Below are 21,245 nucleotides of genomic sequence, written 5' to 3'. Positions count from 1 at the left end.
TCGGATTTTTGTGAAAATTAAAAAGAAAAACTATGAGAAAAAATATCGTTGCAGGAAACTGGAAAATGAATAAAAATGTAATTGAAGCACAACAACTCATGTTTCAGTTACTCGAGTACAAAAAAAATAACGCCACCAACTGCGAAGTCTGGATCGCGCCACCTTCACTTTATCTGATGATGGCTAAAGATCTGTATGAGCAGGATGAAATCGGCGTTTTCGCACAGGACATGAGTGAACACGAAAGCGGAGCTTATACCGGAGAAATTTCTGCTGATATGCTGGAATCCATTGATGCAACCGGCGCAATTATCGGTCATTCCGAACGCAGACAATACCACGGTGAAACCGATTCCCACTGCAACAGAAAAGTGAAATTGGCTTTGGATAAAGGTTTAACTCCAATTTATTGCAACGGGGAAACTTTGGAACAAAGAAAATCCGGACAACATTTAGAAGTGGTAAAAAACCAGACCGAAGTTGCGTTGTTTACGCTTTCTGCAGAAGAAATTAAGAAAGTTGTGATCGCTTACGAACCCGTTTGGGCCATCGGAACCGGCGAAACTGCATCTCCTGAACAAGCTCAGGAAATCCACGCGCATATCAGAAGTTTAATTGCTGCAAAATACGGTCAGGAAGTTGCCGACGAAATTTCGATTTTATATGGCGGTTCTGTGAAACCTGATAACGCGAAAGAAATCTTTTCTCAACCCGATATCGACGGTGGTTTGATTGGTGGCGCAGCTTTAAAAATTGAAGATTTTGCGAAGATTATTGAAGGATTTAATGCTTAATTTCCAAATGAAAAAAGTAATTATTCTTGCCTCGGTTCTGATCGGAGGACTTTTGTTTTCGCAGGTGAAAATCCCAAAAAACTCATCCAAAGGAACGATAACAACATCCACAGACTTAAATATAAATTACACTCATCTGGTTTATGAAAAAGGAAAGGTAACCTTCATTAATTCTGAAACCGGAAAAGAGGAATTTCTTTACGACAGTTCTATAAAAAGTATGATTTATGATGCAGAAACAGTTAATGAAACCGCATTTCCAAAAGCTGAATCCGCAGTTGCCCATACGATATTAAAACAGTCTTCGGAAAGTTCTTCAGCGAAAAATAATTTCATTAATAACTCAGATTATATTAAAGCCAAAAAACTGAGCCAGTTAGGTACCGGATTTCTGGTAGGTGGCGGCGCCTGTTTTCTGGTTGGTGGTATTCTGAATTTATCTTCAGGTTCAGGACAAACAGTGAATGAAGTAAACCAAAAAGCTGAATCCCAAGGCAGCCCGATTCCGCTAATCATTGGATTGGCTGGAATGGGTGCCGGATTAGTGATGAAAATTTCAGGAAATTCTCAAATGAAAAAGATTAAAAATAATTCTGCTTTCATTTTAAAACCTGCCAATGAATATTTTGTGGTTACAAACGGTGACGGTGTAGGGATTAAAATGAAATTTTAATTGGATAAACAAAAAAGAACGCAAATTGCGTTCTTTTTTTATTCCTTATTCCTTAATTTACTTATCTAATTTTCTTTCCAGAACTTCATCTACCATTCCGTATTCTTTCGCTTCAGATGAAGTCATCCAGTAATCACGGTCTGATGCTTTTTCAACCCATTCGTAGGTTTGCCCGGAATGATTTGCGATAATATCGTAAAGCTCTTTTTTAAGCTTCAGCATTTCTCTCAGATTAATTTCCATATCGGAAGCTACACCCTGTGCACCGCCTGAAGGTTGGTGAATCATCACTCTGGAGTGTTTCAGGGCCGAACGCTTTCCTTTCTCACCAGCTACCAATAATACTGCGCCCATAGAAGCCGCCATACCGGTACAGATGGTAGAAACATCAGGCTTAATGATCTGCATCGTATCATAAATTCCCAATCCTGCATAAACACTTCCGCCCGGAGAGTTGATGTAAATCTGGATATCTTTGGAAGCATCAGAACTTTCTAAAAACAAAAGCTGCGCTGTTACGATATTGGCTACCTGATCGTCGATTCCTGTTCCCAGAAAAATAATTCGGTCCATCATCAAACGGGAAAAAACGTCCATTTGAGCAACGTTCAAACGTCTTTCTTCCATAATGTATGGCGTAAGGTTCGTTGGTCCGTACATGCTCATATATTGGTCTGTTGCCAATCCGCTGTTCCCTAAATGCTTTACAGAGAAATCTCTGAAATCTTTTTTTATGTCCATATTAATATTTTTATTTTCTGCTTTTTTAAATTACAATTTCTGTTCCCTAAAAAAAATATGCCCTTTTGTCACTAATCGGTTCAGCGTTTGGTTGATTTGGTCTAAAAGCGATTTTAAAGTTTGTATTTTTTTTATGGTTTCATAATATTCTGCCTCGTTATCGTTTCGGTGTTCATTTAAAACGTTGCGGTATTGATAAATAATTTTCTCAATGAAATGACCTTTATGAATCAGAATATCATCTTCAATCTGGGCAGCGATTTTATCTCCCAATTTCGGTGGGAAAATATTGCTTTTTTCCCAGTTGCTTAGCTGGTAAGGCTCCAAAATAGCGTCCGAAACTTTCATAACGATATTTTGGTCCATTAATGTTAAGAAAAAATCTCCCTTAATAATTTTATTGTTTGCGATTCCGCTCTTTAATTCATCAACAATAAGTTTATTAACGGCCGACTGTATTTCGTAATCATCTTCCTCCAGATGGTTTAAAATTTCTTCCAAAACCGATATCTGATAAGGTTCGTTATCCGAGTTCACCTTATTTAAAATATAATCACCAAAATTAAGAACATGGCTCACCAATTTTTCTTCCAGTTCTAAAAGAGGATCAAGGCTTTCAATAGCTTCAGGAACTTTTTCCAGCTTTACCGAAGCCGATTTTTCCTGTCTCTGCTGCGGAGAAATCTGTTGTTTCTGAACCTGTTTCTGAACGTTGAGTTCATTAAAAAGTGACTGTTCTGAAATACCGAATTTGGCTGAAACTTCCTTTAAATACACTTCCTGCTTCAGCGAATTCTGAACAAAAGCCACTGATTTCACGATATCGCGGATCGATTCTGCCTTTTTTATGGGATCGCTGCCGGCATCTTTCAGTAAGATTTCTGCTTTGAAATCGATAAAATCTTTCGCCTCATTTTTAATGAAATTCTCCACAAATTCCTGCGGATGTTTCCTCGAAAACGAATCCGGGTCATCACCATCAGGAAAAAGCAAAACACGGATGTTCATCGCTTCCGAAAGCAACATATCGATACTGCGGAAACTCGCCTTAATTCCGGCAGAGTCACCGTCAAAAAGAATAGTGACATTTTCGGTAAGACGCTTGATGAGTTTTATCTGTTCCACCGTAAGCGCTGTGCCCGAACTTGAAACTACATTTTCAATTCCTGCCTGATGAAGGGCGATTACATCCATATAACCTTCCACAAGAAGGCACAGATTATTTTTCGAAATAGCCTGTTTACTTTGATTTAAACCGTAAAGAACATTCGATTTATGGTAGATTTCTGTTTCTGGAGAATTCAGATATTTCGCGGTTTTAACATTATTTCTGAGGATTCTTCCGCCAAAACCTAAAACCCTGCCCGAAAAACTGTGGATCGGAAACATCACGCGTTCCCGAAATCGGTCAACTCCCGTAGGCGTATTTTCCGGAAAAATCGAAAGTCCTGATTTCTCTAAAATTTCTTTAGAATAATTTTTGTCTAAAGCAAACTTCGTAAAACTGTCTTTCTGCTCCGGCGAATAACCCAACTGAAATTTCCTGATAATATCATCGCGCAGGTCCCGCTCTTTAAAATAAGAATATCCTACAGACTTGCCTTCTTCAGTTTCAAAAAGCTGCTGCTGAAAAAAATCATTGGCTATCTCATGAATTTTATACAGAATTTCCTTGTCTGTTTGCGACTTCTTTTCATCTTCGCTCAGTTCCCGCCGGTCTTCCTCGATTTCGATTCCGTATTTCTTGGCAGCGTGGCGAAGGGCTTCAGGATAGGTAAAGTTTTCAATTTCCATGAGGAAAGAAATGGCGGTTCCACCCTTTCCGCTCGAAAAATCTTTCCAAATCTGTTTGCTTGGCGATACGATAAAGCTCGGCGATTTTTCCTCATGAAAAGGACTCAGCCCTTTAAAATTAGAGCCTGCTCTTTTCAGTTGCACATATTCGCCAATGATTTCTTCCACCCGAATCGTGGAAAATATTTTATCAATAGTCGCTTTAGAAATCATTCGGTAAAAATAGGAAATAAGTTTTTGTTTTTTCAATTTATTTGGGCGTAACCCTCGCCTGCGCTTATCAAAATAACGATTTTTTCCAGCCGCCCGGGTCGGGCTATTCATTACAAGTCCTCATTCCGCATTGCTGCATTCCGGGCTTTTCATTGCTATCCCTTACGCGCATGATAAAGTTTTACCAACCCAGATCGTTGTCACCATCAAATTTCATATTTTTGATGAAATTTTTAACCTCATGAAAAACTTTTCCGTTCTACTGTTATTATTCACATTTATCTTCAGTTCCGCACAGAAAAAATATGTTCTGGTGATTCATGGCGGCGCAGGAACCATTACCCGCGAAAACATGACTGCAGAAAAAGAAAAAGCCTACCGCGCAAAACTTACGGAAGCTTTGACCGCAGGTTACGCTGAAATTAAGAAAGGAAGCTCTTCTGTTGACGCTGTAGCTGCTGCAATAGTGATCATGGAAGATTCGCCACTTTTCAATGCAGGAAAAGGTGCCGTTTTCACATCCGACGGAAAAAATGAACTCGATGCCTCCATCATGTACGGGAAAGATCTTTCTGCAGGGGCCATTGCGGGAGTTCACACCATAAAAAATCCCATAAAAGCAGCGATTGCTGTGATGCAGAAATCCGCGCACGTCATGCTGTCCGGAAACGGCGCTGAAATTTTCGCAAAAGAAAGCGGACTCGAAATCGTAGATCCAAAATATTTCTGGACCAAAGACCGTTGGGATGGACTACAAAAACTCAAAAAGAAAGAAACCGAAAAAACCCCGAAAATTTCACAGAACAGCATTGAAGATTCTTATCTCATCGATCAGAAATTCGGTACCGTGGGCGCAGTTGCGCTGGATAAGAACGGAAATATCGCCGCAGGAACTTCCACTGGTGGAATGAGCAATAAAAAGTTTGGCAGGATCGGCGATTCCCCAATTATCGGAGCAGGAACTTACGCCAATGCTCAGGTTGGGATTTCAGGAACCGGTTGGGGCGAATTTTTCATCCGTTCTACAGCTGCAAGAACCATTGCCGCAAAAATGGAATATCAAAATAAAGACCTTAAAACCGCCGCTCAGGAAACCATCGACCAGATCGAAAAAATGGGCGGAGATGGAGGCTTAATCGCTTTAGACAAAGACGGAAACATTGCAATGCCTTTCAACACTGCCGGAATGTATCGTGGCGCGGTTACCGAAAACGGAGAAATTGAAATCGAAATCTATAAATAGACTCAAAATCAATGGAATTTAAAATCAATAAAATTGAAGACTGGCAAAATGTGGTTAATGAAATCATGCCTCATTTCAAACATAACATTCTGCTTTTAAAAGGAAATCTTGGCGCCGGAAAAACAACATTCACCAAATTTCTCCTGAAAAATTTGGGAAGCAAAGACGAAGTTTCTTCGCCGACATATGCCATTGTAAACGAGTATCATACACCGAAAGGAAAGGTTTTTCACTTCGATCTTTACCGCATGAAAAATATTGGTGAAGTATACGATATCGGAATGGATGAATATCTGGATAATGCCCAACTCTGTATCATCGAATGGCCCGAAATTTACGAAGAAGAACTGCAAGGTTTTCCTCACCACGAAATAACGATTAGCAATAGCGAAGAAAAACGGACAGTTACTTTCAGGTAAATTTTATTTTTTAGTCGGTAAATCATTGTATCTTTGTAGCTTTATTTCTCGACTATCAATAACTTAATCTTTGTATACGCAAATCGTAACTAATGAGCAGTACAAATATTTTCACCCCGTTTTCTGAGCAGGAACTGATGCCGCAGGAAGAAAAACTGGAAGTGGTAAAAAAAGGAAAACAGTTTGCTATCGGAGTTCCGAAAGAAACCTGTCTTAATGAACGCAGAACTTGCCTAACGCCTGATGCCGTTCAGGTTTTAGTAGAACACGGTCACCAGATTGTAGTAGAATCAGGAGCCGGCGAGGGATCATTTTTCACCGATCTGCAATATTCAGAAGCCGGCGCTCAGATCACCCATGATCCGCGCGAAGCTTTTCAGCAGGATCTGGTTCTAAAAATAAATCCTCCAACCATTGAAGAGATTGAATTTTTAAAGCCATGCACCTACCTTATTTCGGCGCTTCAAATCAATTTACGCGATCAGGAATATTTTAAAAAACTTGCCGAAAAGAAAGTTAACGCCATCGCATTTGAATTTATTGTTGATGAGTACAAGCAGCTTTCTCTCGTGCGCTTGATTGGTGAGATTGCAGGCAATATTTCAATTCTTTATGCCGCAGAACTTCTTGCACTTTCCAACGGTTTAATGCTGGGAGGAATTACAGGTGTTCGCCCAACAGAAGTTGTGATCCTTGGAGCCGGAATTGTTGGTGAGTTTGCCACAAAAGCAGCTTTAGGTTTAGGAGCAAGTGTAAAAGTTTTCGATAATTCACTTTCAAAACTCCGCAGACTTCACATGATGGTTGACGGAAGGGTTCCCACTTCAATCATTGATCCAAAGGAACTTTCGAAAAGTTTGAAAAGAGCCGATGTGGTAATTGGTGCGCTTTCTAAAATCAGCCTCTGCCCTATCGTTACCGAAGAAATGGTTTCGAAAATGAAAAAAGGGAGCGTTATTATCGACGTAACCATCGACAATGGCAAGGTAATCGAAACCTCCGAGTTAACGGATATGGAAGATCCTTACATCATTAAACACGGCGTCATTCACTGTGGCTTACCAAATCTTACGTCAAAAATGCCGCGAACTACGACCAAGGCGGTTTCTAATTTCTTTTTGAGTTATCTTCTGAATTACGATGAAGAGGGTGGTTTCGAAAATATGCTGGTCCGCAAAAATGAAATGAAGCAGTCGCTTTACATGTACAAAGGCCGACACACCAAAAAACTCATCTGCGACCGATTCGACCTTACTTATCATGACATCAATCTTTTAATTTTTTAGATGAGAAAATTAAAATTCTTCCTTATCGGCCTTATTCCGGGATTACTGCTCGTATTTTTCATTCTAAATAAAAAAGGGGCAAGTTGCAGCGGTTATCTTCCCAATTCCCGGGTGATTGCAGAGACACTTTCCAAGGAAATGGTTTACAGTCCGACATTTTCCGAAGAGATGAAACTCAATAACGTTGACGAAAAGTTCCTGAAAGACAGCATCATTACGCATGGTGAAGTAGATTTCGAGCGTAGTGAGGCACAAAAGAAGCCCTGTCCTTCTTACATTCTGGTTTATCCAAAGAAGAATCCAAGGTTTGAGATCAGTTACGAAAAATGTAAGGAGCAGAACACGTTCAATACGCTAAAAAAACTCAGATAGTTTTATAATTCTTACGCATAATATTCTTATTTAAAGATGAAAATTTCGATTATCGGTGTCGGATTAATCGGCGGTTCTATGGCGCTGAAATTAAAAGCAAAAGGTTTTGCTTCACACATTTATGGAGTTGACCAGAACGAAAATCACCTTCACGAAGCGAAAAAGCTCGGGATTATCGATGAAATTGCTTCACTTGAAAAAGCGGTGAAAAATTCAGATTTAATTATTATTGCGATTCCGGTTGATGCTGCAAAAAAACTGTTGCCAGAAGTTCTAGATCTTGTGACACAGCAGCAAACCGTTATGGATGCAGGTTCCACAAAATCAGGAATTGTAAATTCAGTAACAAATCACGTCAACAGAAACCGTTTCGTCGCGTTTCACCCCATGTGGGGAACCGAAAATTCCGGACCTCAGAATGCATTATCCGAAAGTTTTTCAGGTCGCGCAGCGGTAATATGTGACCGCGAACATTCCGCGCAAGACGCGCTGAAAACAGTAGAAAATACGGCAGAAAATCTGGATATGCATCTGATTTATATGTCTGCGGAAGATCACGACATTCACACTGCTTATATTTCGCATATTTCGCACATCACTTCTTATGCGCTTGCCAATACGGTTTTAGAAAAAGAGCGCGAAGAAGACACCATTTTCCAATTGGCGAGTACCGGTTTTTCGAGTACCGTGCGTCTGGCACAATCGCATCCGGAAATGTGGGTCCCCATCTTTAAACAGAATAAAGAAAATGTGCTGGATGTGCTGAACGAACATATCTCCCAGCTCCGAAAATTTAAATCAGCCCTGGAAAAAGAGAATTACGATCTTCTGGAAGATCTCATTCGAAATGCCAATAAAATCCGCGGAATTTTAGATAAATAATTCTCTGAACTTAACATTCAGCCACATTCACTGCAATCGCCAAACCGCCTTCTGATGTTTCCTTAAAACGGTCGCTCATACTTTGTGCCGTATCCCACATCGACTGTATTACTTGGTCAAGCGAAACTTTTGCTTTGGTGGGATCAGATTCTATCGCAATATTGGCCGCGGTAATTGCCTTAATCGCACCCATCGAATTTCTTTCAATACACGGAATCTGAACCAATCCGGCGATTGGATCACAGGTCATTCCCAAATGGTGTTCCATGGCGATTTCTGCTGCCATTAACACCTGTCCTGGACTTCCGCCCATGATTTCGGTAAGTCCGGCCGCTGCCATTGCCGATGACACGCCTACTTCTGCCTGGCAACCGCCCATCGCTGCGGATATGGTTGAATTTTTTTTGAATAAAGTCCCGATTTCTCCCGCTACCAAAAGAAAACGGATAATATCTTCTTCAGTGCGGTGCGCCGTAAAAGCCTGAGAATACATAAGAACCGCAGGAATTACACCACTGGCGCCATTAGTTGGCGCAGTAATAATTCTGCCGAAACTGGCATTTTCCTCGTTTACCGCCAAAGCAAAGCACGAAACCCATTTGTTGATATTTGTAAATGTTTCTTCAGCTTCAACAACATGGGTAAACCATTCGTTAATGTTGCTGTATTTTTTTTCGCCCAGAAGTTTCTGATTTAAGCCGGCTGCACGGCGGGTAACATTTAATCCTCCCGGCAAAATACCTTCTCTCGTCACGCCTTTATAAATGCATTCTTTAATTTGCTGCCAGATATAAAGCGCTTCCTGCTCTGTTTCTTCTTTGGGGCGCCAGGATTCTTCATTCATGAAAATTAAATCTGAAATTTTTTTAAGACCTAATTTTTGAATATTCCTCATAAGATCATCACCATTATGGCAAGGATAAAGTGTTCTCACACAATGGGTCTCATAGGAATTTTCTTCCTGAGTCGCAATAAAGCCTCCGCCAATTGAATAATAATCCTGAGTAATCTCTTCACCGTTTTCGAAAACTGCTTTAAAAATCATTCCGTTCGGATGAAAATCCAATGAACGCTGTTTATTGAGAATTAAATGATGTCCGTAAACAAAGGGAATCACCTTTTCTCCACCCAGATTAATCTGGTTTGAGGATTTAATGTCTTCGATCTTCGAATCTATCAGTGTGGTGTCAATCATTTTAAAATTTTCACCTGAAAGGCCAAGCATTCCGGCAATATCGGTTCCGTGACCGATTCCGGTTTTTGCCAGAGAACCGAAAAATTCCACAAAGACTTCCTTAACCTCAGAAATATGATGGCTTCTTCGGATTAAGTTTAAAAAACTTTCAGCCGCGTTCCAAGGTCCCATCGTGTGGGAACTTGATGGACCGATGCCGACTTTGATAATTTCAAAAACACTTATTGACTGCATAATGCTGCAAAAATAACCTTTTATTCGATACCAAAATACAAAAAGAAACCAGCACCGTAAATGCATTATTTTCGTCAAATTATGAGTAGATTCGATAGAGATAATTCGATGAACTAATCGTTTTGTAGTGCAGCATGTTCGCTTTCGACCGCATAAATTATCCCCTAAAATCATTTTTTGTAGAAATTGGTGAGTGAAACAAAAGATTTTTCTCAAAGGATACTTCAGAAAACTTGAAAAGCAGAAAACAAATCAACCCCAATAAGCACGGTTTTTGTAACGGTAATTTCAAAAAATAAATTATGTCTACAATCCCCGAAAAATTCAGCAGTTATACCAAATTTATTTCGTTCATTTTGAAATACTGGAATAGCGATGTTTTCAAAGCAGCAAGTGAAAATGCACTAAACAATGAAAATTTCGATGATTCTGAACACGATTACAAAAACCCAGAGGAACTTGCCGAAGACCTCAAAAATATGGGTCCTACGTACGTTAAGTTGGGGCAGTTGCTTTCCACACGGCCAGATCTGATTCCCGAACCTTATCTGAAGGCACTGGAATCGTTGCAGGATGATGTAGAAGAAATTCCGTACAGCGAAGTTCAGAAAATTGTAGAAGAAGAAATTGGGCAGCGCATTTCTAAAGCTTTTGAAAATTTCGAGGTGCAGCCACTCGCAAGTGCTTCTATCGGCCAGGTTCACCTTGCGGTTCTGCGTTCCGGAAAGAAAGTTGCTGTAAAAATTCAAAGACCGGGCGTTAGAAAAAATTTCATCGAAGATCTCGATACCTTAAAAGAGCTTACAGACGTTGCGGTAAAACACAGCAAAACAGCAAAGAAATATGCGGTTGATGAGATATTAGATGAATTGCGTTTCATTCTGCTTAATGAGCTCGATTATGTAAAAGAAGCGGAAAACCTTATCGCCTTGGGAGAAAATACCAGGAAGTATCCTAAAATCGTCATTCCTCAGCCTGTTGAAGGCTACTCTACCTCGAAAATCCTGACGATGGATTATATCGACGGGCAGAAAATAACCTCAATTTCTCCTATTTCCAGAATAGAAACCAATTACAAACCGTTGGTTGATGAACTGGTTGCCGCTTATCTGAAACAGATCATTTTCGACGGATTTGCCCATGCTGACCCACATCCGGGAAATGTTCATCTTACCAAAGACAACAAAATTGCCCTCATGGATTTGGGCATGGTGGCTAAGTTCAGCCCGGATTTGCGCGAAAATATTTTAAAGTTACTTATTGCCATCAGTAAATATAATGGAGAGGAAACAGCCAATACGCTGCTTAAAATGAGCGATTACGATAAAAATGCGGACCTTGCCGGATTCAGAAAAGAAATTAACCGCCTCGTTTTAGATTCACAGAACAAAACTGCAAAAGACTTACAGACAGGAAGACTGCTGATTCAGATGAATAAAATTGCCGCGGAAAAAAGCATTAAACTTCCGGTGGAGCTTAATATTCTTGGGAAAATACTGATGAATATGGATCAGATTGTGGCGGTACTTACTCCTGATTACGATTTACAGCGTGCCATTGAACGGAATGTGGAAAAACTGATGCAGAAAAAAATGCTTCAGGAACTGAAACCCGACAACTTCTTCGCAGAAGCTTTGGAAGCAAAAAAGCTCACCGAAAAACTGCCGGAAAGACTTAACATTATTACAGAAAAACTTGCCAATAACGAATTTGAAATTAAAATAGACGCGATTGATGAACAGCGACTGACGGACGGTTTTCAGAAAGTAGCGAACAGAATATCAATTGGCGTTATCATCGCTGCGCTGATTATTGGTGCTGCCCTGCTGATGCGGATTCCATCAACCTTTACCATTTTGGGATATCCGGGATTGGCGATGATTTTTTTCTGTACAGCCGCTGTTATTGGGCTTTGGCTGGTGCTGCGGATGATGATGAAAGACGAAGATTTAAATCTGAAAAAATAATCAGCTGAAAATTTTGCTTAAAAGTTCGGAAACTTCGCGGTGCTTGGTTGCCGGAAAAAGATGCGTCCCGTTTTCAATCACATAGTTTGGTTTCGAATATTTTATTGGAAATACGATGTCTTTATCAGCACAAATCTGAATGACTTTTGGGTTTTCTTTAAACTTCCATTCTGCAATTTTTTCAATGCTCCATTTTAGATAATAGGGGTCACGAACCGTAAAATAATCCATCAGTTTTGGATTTTTCGGATCGAAAAACCTCCTGATAAAAGCATAGGCAAGAGCTGATTTTTCGGTAAAAATATTTTCAGGAAGATATTTTGGTATTTTGGTGATTTCGCCAACTTTAATGAATCGTGATTTCTCCCTGTCGGATTTTATGCTTCCCAGAATCACGATTTTTTCAGCAGGTTTAATTTTATCGATTTCCTGAACCATGATTCCGCCAAAAGAATATCCGAGCAGATAAAAAGGCTGCGAATCATCGATTTTTTCGGCCATACGTTCTACATAATGATGAAAACTTTCGCCTCTTTCCGGCATTAACCAATCAAGAAAAACCACTTCCAGATGTTTTGGGAATTTCAGTTTTTCGAGTACTTTGAAATCGGCACCAAGTCCACTAATTACGTAAATTTTCATGAGGTAAAAATAAAAAAAGAGCAGGTAAATCTGCTCTTTAACTTTCAATTTTTTAAGTATTATTTTGCGGTAACTTTCACCAGCATATCGATATTATTTGAAAAAATTTTTATTCTGTAAAAAACGCTGCGTACAATGCCGCTCCGTTGATTATTGTCTTTTGGTCTTTCACGAGATAAATCGGGATATCCTTAAGAACAACTTCCATTTTATCGCTTACGATAAAGTTTTTGTAAAATTTATCGTTGCTGAGATATTTCTGAAGCATTACAGGAATATCGCCGGTTAAATATAAACCACCGGTTGCCTTCAGTTTCAGAACCAAACTGTTTGCTTCGCGGGCAAGGAAAATAAGAAAAGTATCGATGGTCATATTACAGATTCTGTCACGTTTTTCCAGTGCGCCATTTATAATTGCCTCTGTAAAGTTTCCTGCTTCGATTTCTTTCGTTAACCAGTCTGGCTGCTTTTGCTGTTTTAGATCTCGCAAAAATCTGTAAATATTAAACAATCCTGAAGTTGATAGTACAGATTCCCAGGTTACAATTCCGTAGATTTTCTGCAGAAACTGGTAAAATTCTACCTCATCGCTGGTACGAGGCGAAAATTCGCAGTGTCCGCCTTCGGTTGCGAAAGGGCGCAGGCATTCACCATCCCAGAACAAACCGGCCTCACCTAAACCGGCTCCGGGAGAAAGCACTGCCACATTACCGGGTACAAAATCATCCGACTGATGAATCGTAAGAAAACCACTTTCATCATCATTATCCAACCCATAAGCCGAAGCCTCCAGATCGTTGATCAGATAAACCTTGTTTACATTGGTTTCAGCCTTAATTTTTTCTGCGTCAAGAGTCCAGGAAAGACGCTGTGGTTCGCTTTTACCGGCAATTACAGGGCCAGGAACCGCTACTGCAATCTTATCAATGCTTGTGATAGAATATTCAGTTATAAACCGGTTGACAATTTCCGAAAAAGACGCAAAATCCTTTGTGTTATAAGCAGTTTCTTTCTGCACGGCAACCTTTTTGTTTTGGGTTATGTAGTGCGCAACATAGGTTATGTCCTGACGAATATCAGCTACAACAAGCGAAATATCTGCGTTACAATCAGCATTCAGAGCGGGTAGGTATAATTTGAAGTTATTTTTAGATTCCATCTTTTTAATGTATCAACCAAAGATAATAATAGTTTTTAGAAAACTTAAAAAAAAACCTTCTTAAAACAAAAAATTTAAGAAGGTTTTATTAATTGCTGTGCGTTAAGGCTTTATTTTCCTAAAGGAATGTTGTAACCAACACCTACACCGATTGCACCGGCATTGTATTTTTGATCACCAATCTGTCCTTTGTCTCCTGTAAATGTTTTCTGATACTGAAGGGAGAAATTCCAGTCTTTGTTGTGGTATCCGATTTCAGGTTTAATGTAGAAACCACCGTCAGGTCTTTCAGTAGCATTGTTTGCAGCTACCTTATCATCACCAACGATGAAACCGTAACCCAAATCAGTTCCTAAATAGAAACCTGTCTGCTTTGGATAAACTCTGATTAAAGCTGCTACAGGAACAACTCCAAAATCGTTGTTATCGATGGTGCCGTTTTCTCTACCAAAGAAATGGCTGTACCCAGTTGCAATACCTAAACCGAAACCAGGAGTTACTAAATTTTGGTAAGAAAGATCTACTCCTACAGTTCCTCCAGCATTTTCAGCAGGAACAGCGATACCACCGTTAACTCCTACTTTAAGCATGTTTCTCATATCAGCACTTTGTGCACTCACTAAACCTGCGGTCATTAATCCTAATGCAAGGATTGTTTTCTTAATTGATTTCATAATTTCAAATTTTAATTTTACATGGATTCTACTTGTCAAAATCGTGCCAAATTGAATAACATTGCGCTTTGCAAACGATCGCCAAATATGCATTTAACTGAAATACAAATCGTTACAGTACTTAAAAATTTAAACATTCGTTTATATTTTTACGATAGAAATTCTGTCATTTATTACCAAACACGTACATTTTGGCAAAAAAAAATGAGCCAAGTCTTAGAACCTGGCCCATTTATAATTTTTTAAAGATTATGAAAGACTTTCTAAAGCTGCCTTCACCTCTGCATATCCACCTCCGTTATAAACATCAGTCATTCCCTGCGATTTGAAATATTCCATTGCTTTTCCGCTTCTGTTACCACTTCTGCAGAAAAAGACTTTTGTTCCACTGAGATTAAGAATCTCTTGTTTACGGTCCTCAATCTCGCCTAAAGGAATATTCTGTGCTTCTTCAATATGACCGTCCATTTCCAGTTCCATAGGTTCGCGCACGTCTATTAAATGATAGTTTTTTGATTGTAATACTTCTACTAATGACATAAATTAAATTTTAAGGGTGAATGTAAAATGATTTGGTTACGATTTACTTACTGTGATTCACAGCAAATTTATGAAATAATGTTAGTTTTGCACTAGAAAAAATGAGCACATTACCGCAAAAATATTCTGCACTGATTAAAGCCAAAGCCAAAAAATTTGGTTTTCAGAACTGTGGGATTTCAAAAGCGGGATTTCTGGAAGAAGATGCCAGGCCTTTCGAAAACTGGCTTCAGAATAATTATCACGGGCAAATGCAGTACATGGAGAATTATTTTGACAAAAGGCTGGATCCAACGCTACTTGTGGAAGGTTCTAAATCGGTAATTTCTCTTTCCTACAATTACTTTCCGGAGGAAAAAATTTCAGATTTTGATACCTTTAAAATCTCAAAATATGCTTACGGGCAGGATTATCACGAAATTATAAAAGCAATTCTGGAGGAAATGGTGGCGGAGCTGAAAGAAGAAATTGGTGATTTCCATTGCCGCGTTTTTACCGATTCGGCTCCTGTTCTGGAGAGAAGCTGGGCAAGAAAATCCGGAATTGGCTGGGTAGGGAAAAATGCAAACCTTATCACCAAACAAAGTGGTTCGTTTTATTTTCTGGCGGAAATTATCTGCGATCTGGATCTTACTGAAGATAAGCCAACCACCGATCATTGCGGTACCTGCAGAAAATGCATCGATGCCTGCCCTACGGAGGCCATCGTTTCTGATAAAATTATTGACGGCAGCAAATGCATTTCGTACGCGACTATTGAACTGAAAAACGAAATTCCTGAAAGTTTTAAAAATAAGATGGAGGACTGGATGTTCGGGTGCGATATCTGTCAGGATGTTTGCCCCTGGAACCGGTTTTCCGTACCGCATCATCAGGAAAAATTCAAACCAAATGATCATCTCAAAAACTACAGAAAACAGGACTGGCAAGAACTTTCACAGGAAATATTCTCTGAAATTTTCCGTAAATCTCCTGTTAAAAGAACGAAGTTCGCAGGCTTGAAAAGAAATATTGATTTTTTGAGTGAATAAAGCTTTTTCGGAACAATAAAACTCCGAATTAGTGAGAAGATACTTCTGCAACCATGATTTCACATGATTGAATTGAATTCTGATAAAAAGTTAAAAGAAAAAAAAAATGATCTTCCGGAAAATAAATTTTCCATAAAGATCAGTGTCTTTTCTGTGTTCTTTTTGGTGCTACTTTTACACGAATTTTTAATTTCTTCGGTGATTTAGATTTTTTTGGCATAAATGATAATATTTACGCTAATAAATTTAAAAATATTTTTCAAAAAGACGAATATTTAAAGAATAATTTAATGATAAATTTATTTTACATTTGAGAATGAAGAAATTTGTTCTCACGATTCTAAAAACATTTTGGGCCATCATCGGCATTATAGGAGTTTATCTGCTCTGCGGATTTTTGATCCCTTACATTGAAGTTCCTGCAAAATCTGTAACACAACCTAAGTATATTGATATTTACATTCTCACCAACGGTGTTCATACCGATTTGGTGGTTCCTGTAAAATCGGCGGAGATGGACTGGAGCAAAGAAATTCCCTTTGAAAATACCCGCTCTAAAAGAACCGATTTCAAATATTTATCGATCGGTTGGGGAGATAAAGGTTTTTATCTGGACACCCCGACGTGGGCTGAGCTAAAACCTTCTACCGCTGTGAAAGCTGCCTTCTGGATGAGCGAATCTGCCATGCACTGCACTTTTTACGAATCGATGACGGAAGGTGAAGACTGCAAAAAAATTACTTTAACACAACAACAGTATTTAGATTTAATAGGTTTCATCCGGGATAAATTCGACAGGAATCCGACAGGGAAACCAATTCTTATAAAAACAGACGCTGTTTACGGCAACAACGATGCATTTTATGATGCAAGAGGCCGCTACAGCTTTCTTAATACCTGCAATACGTGGACAAACAACGGACTGAAAGCTGCAGGACAAAAAGCCGCACTTTGGACGCCGAGTGACCGGGGCATTTTTCAGCATTACCAATAAAAAAAACTCCCCGTTTCCGGAGAGTTATCATTAAAATATCATGTATGATGAAAAAAGTACTGATGTCTTTAATATGATTTTTTTTAATCCTTAATCGCAAGACTGAACAATAAATCGAGTTCGTCTTTCACATACACCATCCCACCCATTTTCTTAGGAGGCACGATATTGAAATCTGAAAATTTGAGTCTCTTATTGCCTACCAAACTGTTTTTGTATTCGCTGAATTCGATATTATACTTTCTGGTAACAGTCATCATCTTTACTTCTACATTTGCCGAAAATCTGTTGGCTCCTGTTTTGGTAAAATTTAAAAATTTAATGGTAAGCACCGGATATTTGTCGGAATGTAATGTTTTACGGAAATCCGCAGTCATCATTCTGTTTTTACAGTCGAAATCGTTGACCTGTAACTGTAAATTCGGAAGCTGATTTCCTGTAAAAGAATAAATCGTGGGCGAATTTTTAAAATTAATATTGGTGCATTTAAATGTATTTACATTCGTCCATCCGTTAATTTCCACTCCGTTTTGTTGAGCGAAAAACATTACTGGAGAGATAATGAGGAGCAGTATAGCGATTGTATTTTTCATGATATTAAAGATAGAAAAGGGATTGAAAGCAATCCCTTTTCAGAAAAAATATTAAAAATTAGAAACCTATGGTTGCTTCAAACATCAACCCATTAAATTTACCACCTCTCAGTGCGCTTGTTGCACCCCAAACAGGATCGTTGTTGTATTTCTGATTCACATATTCTACTTTAGCAAGGATATTTTTGGTCATGAACCAACCACCTGCGATATTGAATCTGTCGATTTTTCTTTCTGCGGAAACGTCATCATCCTGGCCGCTGATCGAGTTATAACGTCCACCAAAATAGAACTGTTCTTTGTTACCGAATCTGTAAAGCAATTCTGCTGCAAGCTGTGTGTAATCGCCATCTGTAGGTCTTTCAGTTAAACCACTCGCTTTGTTACCGGTTACATATTCGTAAGCTCCAAAGAATTCAAGACCTTGATATTTAACGAATGGGTTTACCTGGAAAGCTTTCATTTTTTTGAATCCTGGGTTGAATCTACCGGTTGCGTAGTTATTGGTTCCCATTAAATCGTTTTGAGTTAAAAGCACGTAGTAATATCTACCACCTGCACGGTCTGCACTGTAAAGATAACCACCTGTAGACAATCCGTTAGTCTGGATGAAAGATCCTGTTAATCTTACCCTGAGGTCTTCGCTGATCTGTTTGTCGAATCCTAATTTAGCATATACTGAAGGTGAGTTCCAGTTGGTTCCTTTTACAGCAGTCTGGTTAAGTTTACCATTAGAAATACCCACCATACCGATAAAGTTGTTATAGAATAAATAACCTTCACCGAAAGCTTCTGTAGAGAAATTATCCATGATAAAGTTTCCTACGAATGGGTTATTGATGGTTTCCGCGTTATCACTTCTTCTGAAATGGTAATCACCGTAGTTAATTTCATCCATACCCACTTTTACTCTTGCGTGTTTCATGATATTTGCTGCGAAACCTTCTTTAATAAAATCAAGATCATCGATTTGGATGTATCCACCTTTAACCCAGGCTTCGTTGTGGTGACGTGCAGAAAGATATGTTCTTAAGTGCATTTTTACCCCTTTAGCAAGGTATGCATTCAAATCTAAGTTCGCTGTAGGAAGGTTGAAATCACTACCCATCACCTGTAAAGTGTTAGGAGTTGTTGTAGTACCTACGGTACCTAAAGAAGGTGCTTCTGTAGAGTGATCAAGCGACTGGAACTGTAAAGCGAAATCGCCACCAACGGAAACTTTCACACCATCGAATTCTGGAGAAGCTCCTTTTGGATCTTCAAATACATTTCTGCTGGCTTTTTCAGGAGCTAAATAATCTCTCATAGAAGTGGTAGTATCTTGTGCACTAATTACTCCGGAGAACAGTACTGCAAGCATTGAAGCTCTCATTAACATAGTTTTCATATTTTTAAAATTTAGATATATTAGTATCATTTTATTTTTAGTTGGCTGTTACATTAACCGTGATTTTAATTTCATTTCCGGTTTTCACTGTATTCATCATAAAAGAAGGCGGAGTAACCCCGTAATCGCTCATTTTAATAGTTTCAGTACCGGTAATCGTATAAGAGTTGCCTGATTTTGCTACGGTAACCGGGAAACTTACGGTTTTGGTAACATCAGTTACTTTTAATTTTCCTGTGATGGTACCTTTACCAATATTCACAGAAGTTGCTGTAAAGGTGATGTTCGGGAATTTATCCGCTTTCATCGCTTTGTACGCATTGCTGTCCATCGCACCTTTTCCACTTTTCAGGGTCTTAGCTCCAAGATTATACTGAATGTTGTTGATGGCATTTCCTGCTACTGTACCTGAAAAAGTCCCGGAAGTTGAGGTCATCGTCCAGTCGTGCATCGTAGATGTTCCTGAAACAGTAGTCTTCACCGTTTTGCTGCTGATCGCCTGGGCGCTTGCCATTCCGGAGAAAAGTCCGAAGGCTAAGAGCAAGATTTTGAAATTGGATAAATTTTTCATTGTTTCTAATTTTAATATTCTTAATAAATCTTCTCTTATTTTGTATAACAAAGGTAAAACGATATTTATTAAATCAATAATAAATTTAGAAATATTAACATGACATATATCCTAATTTCAGTTTTTATTAAAAATTTATAAAATAAAAATGATTATTTTAATTAAATAAGCAACAATAATATTATTTAGCGTATTATTAAATAACAAATCTCTTTAAAAATTAGATTTTATTTAAACAAACTTAAACACCCATTTAAAATGACTGATAGAAATCATAGATAATAAAATTAATCACGTAGAAAAATATTGTTATATTGACTTGAAAGCGAATAATTTCCAGAGAAGGCATTATGAAACAGACATAAAAAAACCTCTGAAAATCAATGATTTCAGAGGTTTGTACCCAGTGCCGGAATCGAACCGGCACACCTTGCGGTACTAGAGTTTGAGTCTAGCGCGTCTACCAATTCCGCCAACTGGGCTCGTAATTGGGTGTGCAAATATAGATTTTTTTTTAATTCTGAAAAATTATTTATCAGAATTTTTTCAGGGTTTGCACCTGAATAAAGGCTTTTTTTAATCACATATTCGAAATCAGAAATCAATTTCTAACTGATCATAGGCAAGATGTACATTCTCAGGCAACTCATTCTCAACATCTTGATGCATTCCCATGTGATGGGAAATATGGGTGAGAAACATTTTTTTCGGCTTCAGAATTTTGAACAGTTCCAAAATCTGAGGTAAAATAAAATGGGCAGGATGTGGTTCTTCCTTCCTGATGCAGTTGAGTATAAGATAATCCAGGTCCTTTAATTTTTCCATCTCTTCATAAGGAATCGCACTCGCATCAGTAATATACACAAGATTTTTAAACCTAAATCCAAAAATCGCCAATTTATGGTGCAAAACTTCTACCGGAGTCACGTACGCATCAAATAAAGTAAAGGGCCCGGAAATCTCATGCAGTTCAAAAGACGGCGCGCCGGGATATTTTATCTCTGCAAATGCGTAGGGAAAACGCTGCTTAATTTCGTCTCCTACCCTTTTTGAACAGTAAATGGGGATATCTTTTCGGCTTCGGAAGATCAGCGGCCGCATATCATCAAGACCAATCACATGATCGTTATGCTCATGGGTCAGCAGCAAAGCATCCACATGCTCTTCGTTGTTTTCGAGCATCTGCATCCTGAAATCCGGACCGCAATCGATCAGGATCTTTTTACCGGCATCTGTAGTAATCAAAGCCGAAGAGCGAAACCGCCGGTCTTTGGGATTTTGGGAAGTACAGACTTCGCAATGGCAGCCAATCACAGGAACTCCCTGCGAGGTTCCGCTTCCTAAAAATTTCAACTTCATTTTTTGGTGAGGGTATTTTAGGGGTAAAAATACTAAAATCAGCGTTTATCCTTTTAACAAATTACTGAAAGTTGACCACCGGTACAGGTTAGACAGACTAATTTCAACTCATCATTTGTACTGTAATTGATCAACAAGGATTATCCGGAACTGCTAATCATAAAGGGCCAGAGATTCAAACCGCAGCCTGAACTGATGGCATCCCGGGCAGTAGTTTCCTTCGGTGGGCAAAAGGGTGTCCCATGCCTCCAAGCGAGTGCAGGTACAATACTGGTCATGTAATCTGGGATCGGTATAGGGCACCAGTTGGGGATTCGGGGATTTTGATAAAATATCCAGCTCCACGATTTCCGCGGTCATCATACTGATTGCGGGTACCGTTCGTGAATGCTCAAAATCTGCCATGCCTGCACCGAATTTAAGTTCTTTGGTTTGGTAACCACATTTGCATATTCCTTTGATTATTTCGCCCATGATAGATG

22 protein-coding genes and 1 tRNA gene are annotated in these 21,245 nt (G+C 39.0%); 10 read left to right on the top strand and 13 right to left on the bottom strand.

Translation table 11 applies throughout. The annotated features are described in order from the left end of the window. Positions 1–32 precede the first annotated feature (32 nt). Positions 33–794 (top strand): triose-phosphate isomerase, encoded by a 762-nt coding sequence (gene tpiA / locus OK344_RS08265; RefSeq protein ID WP_265144350.1) that lies wholly within the window; start codon positions 33–35, stop codon positions 792–794. A gap of 7 nt (positions 795–801) precedes the next feature. Further along, positions 802–1,467, top strand: a complete 666-nt coding sequence (locus OK344_RS08260) for a hypothetical protein (RefSeq protein WP_265144349.1) — start codon at positions 802–804, stop codon at positions 1,465–1,467. Between the two features lie 57 nt (positions 1,468–1,524). Here OK344_RS08260 and clpP read toward each other — a convergent pair whose 3' ends face one another. Next, entirely contained in the window at positions 1,525–2,208 is a 684-nt protein-coding gene (gene clpP, locus OK344_RS08255; protein ID WP_088469268.1) for an ATP-dependent Clp endopeptidase proteolytic subunit ClpP, read from the bottom strand. Between the two features lie 30 nt (positions 2,209–2,238). Then, positions 2,239–4,215, bottom strand: coding sequence for a DNA primase (gene dnaG / locus OK344_RS08250; protein ID WP_265144514.1), 1,977 nt, complete (start codon positions 4,213–4,215; stop codon positions 2,239–2,241). A gap of 241 nt (positions 4,216–4,456) precedes the next feature. Between dnaG and OK344_RS08245 the strand changes: the two genes are divergently transcribed. The 5 genes from OK344_RS08245 (at position 4,457) to OK344_RS08225 (ending at position 8,417) form a co-directional block, all read left to right on the top strand. Beyond that, on the top strand, positions 4,457–5,458 hold the full coding sequence (locus OK344_RS08245; protein ID WP_265144348.1) for an isoaspartyl peptidase/L-asparaginase family protein: 1,002 nt from the start codon (positions 4,457–4,459) through the stop codon (positions 5,456–5,458). Positions 5,459–5,469: 11 nt separating this feature from the next. After that, complete coding sequence (tsaE, locus tag OK344_RS08240) at positions 5,470–5,877, top strand: tRNA (adenosine(37)-N6)-threonylcarbamoyltransferase complex ATPase subunit type 1 TsaE (protein WP_265144347.1); 408 nt, start codon at positions 5,470–5,472, stop codon at positions 5,875–5,877. A gap of 92 nt (positions 5,878–5,969) precedes the next feature. Beyond that, a complete protein-coding gene (locus OK344_RS08235) occupies positions 5,970–7,163 on the top strand; it encodes an alanine dehydrogenase (RefSeq protein WP_088469270.1) in 1,194 nt (397 codons plus the stop codon). Next, on the top strand, positions 7,164–7,535 hold the full coding sequence (locus OK344_RS08230; RefSeq protein ID WP_265144346.1) for a hypothetical protein: 372 nt from the start codon (positions 7,164–7,166) through the stop codon (positions 7,533–7,535). Between the two features lie 36 nt (positions 7,536–7,571). Continuing rightward, positions 7,572–8,417, top strand: a complete 846-nt coding sequence (locus OK344_RS08225; protein WP_265144345.1) for a prephenate dehydrogenase — start codon at positions 7,572–7,574, stop codon at positions 8,415–8,417. 10 nt (positions 8,418–8,427) lie between these two features. Here the strand turns inward: OK344_RS08225 and OK344_RS08220 are convergent, their stop codons facing one another. Next, entirely contained in the window at positions 8,428–9,846 is a 1,419-nt protein-coding gene (locus OK344_RS08220; protein WP_265144344.1) for an L-serine ammonia-lyase, read from the bottom strand. A gap of 302 nt (positions 9,847–10,148) precedes the next feature. On the opposite strand from OK344_RS08220, the gene OK344_RS08215 reads away from it, so the two are divergent. After that, entirely contained in the window at positions 10,149–11,813 is a 1,665-nt protein-coding gene (locus OK344_RS08215) for an ABC1 kinase family protein (protein WP_265144343.1), read from the top strand. Here OK344_RS08215 and OK344_RS08210 read toward each other — a convergent pair whose 3' ends face one another. The 4 genes from OK344_RS08210 to OK344_RS08195 form a co-directional block, all read right to left on the bottom strand. Next, a complete protein-coding gene (locus OK344_RS08210; RefSeq protein ID WP_265144342.1) occupies positions 11,814–12,455 on the bottom strand; it encodes an alpha/beta hydrolase in 642 nt (213 codons plus the stop codon). Between the two features lie 109 nt (positions 12,456–12,564). Continuing rightward, complete coding sequence (locus OK344_RS08205; protein ID WP_265144341.1) at positions 12,565–13,614, bottom strand: glucokinase; 1,050 nt, start codon at positions 13,612–13,614, stop codon at positions 12,565–12,567. Between the two features lie 110 nt (positions 13,615–13,724). Next, entirely contained in the window at positions 13,725–14,288 is a 564-nt protein-coding gene (locus tag OK344_RS08200; protein ID WP_265144340.1) for a putative outer membrane beta-barrel protein, read from the bottom strand. 249 nt (positions 14,289–14,537) lie between these two features. After that, positions 14,538–14,828, bottom strand: coding sequence for a rhodanese-like domain-containing protein (locus OK344_RS08195; RefSeq protein ID WP_265144339.1), 291 nt, complete (start codon positions 14,826–14,828; stop codon positions 14,538–14,540). A gap of 101 nt (positions 14,829–14,929) precedes the next feature. On the opposite strand from OK344_RS08195, the gene queG reads away from it, so the two are divergent. Further along, positions 14,930–15,859 (top strand): tRNA epoxyqueuosine(34) reductase QueG, encoded by a 930-nt coding sequence (queG, locus tag OK344_RS08190; protein WP_265144338.1) that lies wholly within the window; start codon positions 14,930–14,932, stop codon positions 15,857–15,859. Between the two features lie 316 nt (positions 15,860–16,175). Then, on the top strand, positions 16,176–16,853 hold the full coding sequence (locus tag OK344_RS08185; RefSeq protein ID WP_265144337.1) for a TIGR02117 family protein: 678 nt from the start codon (positions 16,176–16,178) through the stop codon (positions 16,851–16,853). Between the two features lie 83 nt (positions 16,854–16,936). Here the strand turns inward: OK344_RS08185 and OK344_RS08180 are convergent, their stop codons facing one another. The 6 genes from OK344_RS08180 to OK344_RS08155 form a co-directional block, all read right to left on the bottom strand. Then, the gene (locus OK344_RS08180; protein WP_265144336.1) at positions 16,937–17,446 is read right to left on the bottom strand and encodes a YceI family protein; all 510 of its coding nucleotides are present in this window, start codon (positions 17,444–17,446) and stop codon (positions 16,937–16,939) included. A gap of 58 nt (positions 17,447–17,504) precedes the next feature. Then, positions 17,505–18,833: a hypothetical protein gene (locus OK344_RS08175; protein WP_265144335.1), complete on the bottom strand. Its 1,329-nt coding sequence runs from the start codon at positions 18,831–18,833 to the stop codon at positions 17,505–17,507. 37 nt (positions 18,834–18,870) lie between these two features. Next, entirely contained in the window at positions 18,871–19,404 is a 534-nt protein-coding gene (locus tag OK344_RS08170) for a YceI family protein (RefSeq protein ID WP_265144334.1), read from the bottom strand. A 400-nt stretch (positions 19,405–19,804) separates the two neighbouring features. After that, positions 19,805–19,886, bottom strand: a tRNA-Leu gene (locus tag OK344_RS08165). Between the two features lie 112 nt (positions 19,887–19,998). Beyond that, on the bottom strand, positions 19,999–20,763 hold the full coding sequence (locus OK344_RS08160; RefSeq protein WP_265144333.1) for an MBL fold metallo-hydrolase: 765 nt from the start codon (positions 20,761–20,763) through the stop codon (positions 19,999–20,001). A gap of 153 nt (positions 20,764–20,916) precedes the next feature. Continuing rightward, positions 20,917–21,237 carry a hypothetical protein gene (locus OK344_RS08155; protein ID WP_265144332.1) on the bottom strand — a complete coding sequence of 107 codons (321 nt, stop codon included), beginning with the start codon at positions 21,235–21,237 and terminating at the stop codon, positions 20,917–20,919. Positions 21,238–21,245 lie beyond the last annotated feature (8 nt).

Source organism: Kaistella yananensis (assembly GCF_026107505.2).
Classification (GTDB): Bacteria; Bacteroidota; Bacteroidia; order Flavobacteriales; family Weeksellaceae; genus Kaistella; species Kaistella yananensis.
Note: the sequence above shows the minus strand (reverse complement) of the source record. Positions and strands in the feature narration are given on the sequence as shown.

Coding starts and splice junctions, on each gene's coding strand:
- tpiA (WP_265144350.1), top strand. CDS start 33: ATGAGAAAAAATATCGTTGCAGGAAACTGGAAAATGAATAAAAATGTA.
- OK344_RS08260 (WP_265144349.1), top strand. CDS start 802: ATGAAAAAAGTAATTATTCTTGCCTCGGTTCTGATCGGAGGACTTTTG.
- clpP (WP_088469268.1), bottom strand. CDS start 2,208: ATGGACATAAAAAAAGATTTCAGAGATTTCTCTGTAAAGCATTTAGGG.
- dnaG (WP_265144514.1), bottom strand. CDS start 4,215: ATGATTTCTAAAGCGACTATTGATAAAATATTTTCCACGATTCGGGTG.
- OK344_RS08245 (WP_265144348.1), top strand. CDS start 4,457: ATGAAAAACTTTTCCGTTCTACTGTTATTATTCACATTTATCTTCAGT.
- tsaE (WP_265144347.1), top strand. CDS start 5,470: ATGGAATTTAAAATCAATAAAATTGAAGACTGGCAAAATGTGGTTAAT.
- OK344_RS08235 (WP_088469270.1), top strand. CDS start 5,970: ATGAGCAGTACAAATATTTTCACCCCGTTTTCTGAGCAGGAACTGATG.
- OK344_RS08230 (WP_265144346.1), top strand. CDS start 7,164: ATGAGAAAATTAAAATTCTTCCTTATCGGCCTTATTCCGGGATTACTG.
- OK344_RS08225 (WP_265144345.1), top strand. CDS start 7,572: ATGAAAATTTCGATTATCGGTGTCGGATTAATCGGCGGTTCTATGGCG.
- OK344_RS08220 (WP_265144344.1), bottom strand. CDS start 9,846: ATGCAGTCAATAAGTGTTTTTGAAATTATCAAAGTCGGCATCGGTCCA.
- OK344_RS08215 (WP_265144343.1), top strand. CDS start 10,149: ATGTCTACAATCCCCGAAAAATTCAGCAGTTATACCAAATTTATTTCG.
- OK344_RS08210 (WP_265144342.1), bottom strand. CDS start 12,455: ATGAAAATTTACGTAATTAGTGGACTTGGTGCCGATTTCAAAGTACTC.
- OK344_RS08205 (WP_265144341.1), bottom strand. CDS start 13,614: ATGGAATCTAAAAATAACTTCAAATTATACCTACCCGCTCTGAATGCT.
- OK344_RS08200 (WP_265144340.1), bottom strand. CDS start 14,288: ATGAAATCAATTAAGAAAACAATCCTTGCATTAGGATTAATGACCGCA.
- OK344_RS08195 (WP_265144339.1), bottom strand. CDS start 14,828: ATGTCATTAGTAGAAGTATTACAATCAAAAAACTATCATTTAATAGAC.
- queG (WP_265144338.1), top strand. CDS start 14,930: ATGAGCACATTACCGCAAAAATATTCTGCACTGATTAAAGCCAAAGCC.
- OK344_RS08185 (WP_265144337.1), top strand. CDS start 16,176: ATGAAGAAATTTGTTCTCACGATTCTAAAAACATTTTGGGCCATCATC.
- OK344_RS08180 (WP_265144336.1), bottom strand. CDS start 17,446: ATGAAAAATACAATCGCTATACTGCTCCTCATTATCTCTCCAGTAATG.
- OK344_RS08175 (WP_265144335.1), bottom strand. CDS start 18,833: ATGAAAACTATGTTAATGAGAGCTTCAATGCTTGCAGTACTGTTCTCC.
- OK344_RS08170 (WP_265144334.1), bottom strand. CDS start 19,404: ATGAAAAATTTATCCAATTTCAAAATCTTGCTCTTAGCCTTCGGACTT.
- OK344_RS08160 (WP_265144333.1), bottom strand. CDS start 20,763: ATGAAGTTGAAATTTTTAGGAAGCGGAACCTCGCAGGGAGTTCCTGTG.
- OK344_RS08155 (WP_265144332.1), bottom strand. CDS start 21,237: ATGGGCGAAATAATCAAAGGAATATGCAAATGTGGTTACCAAACCAAA.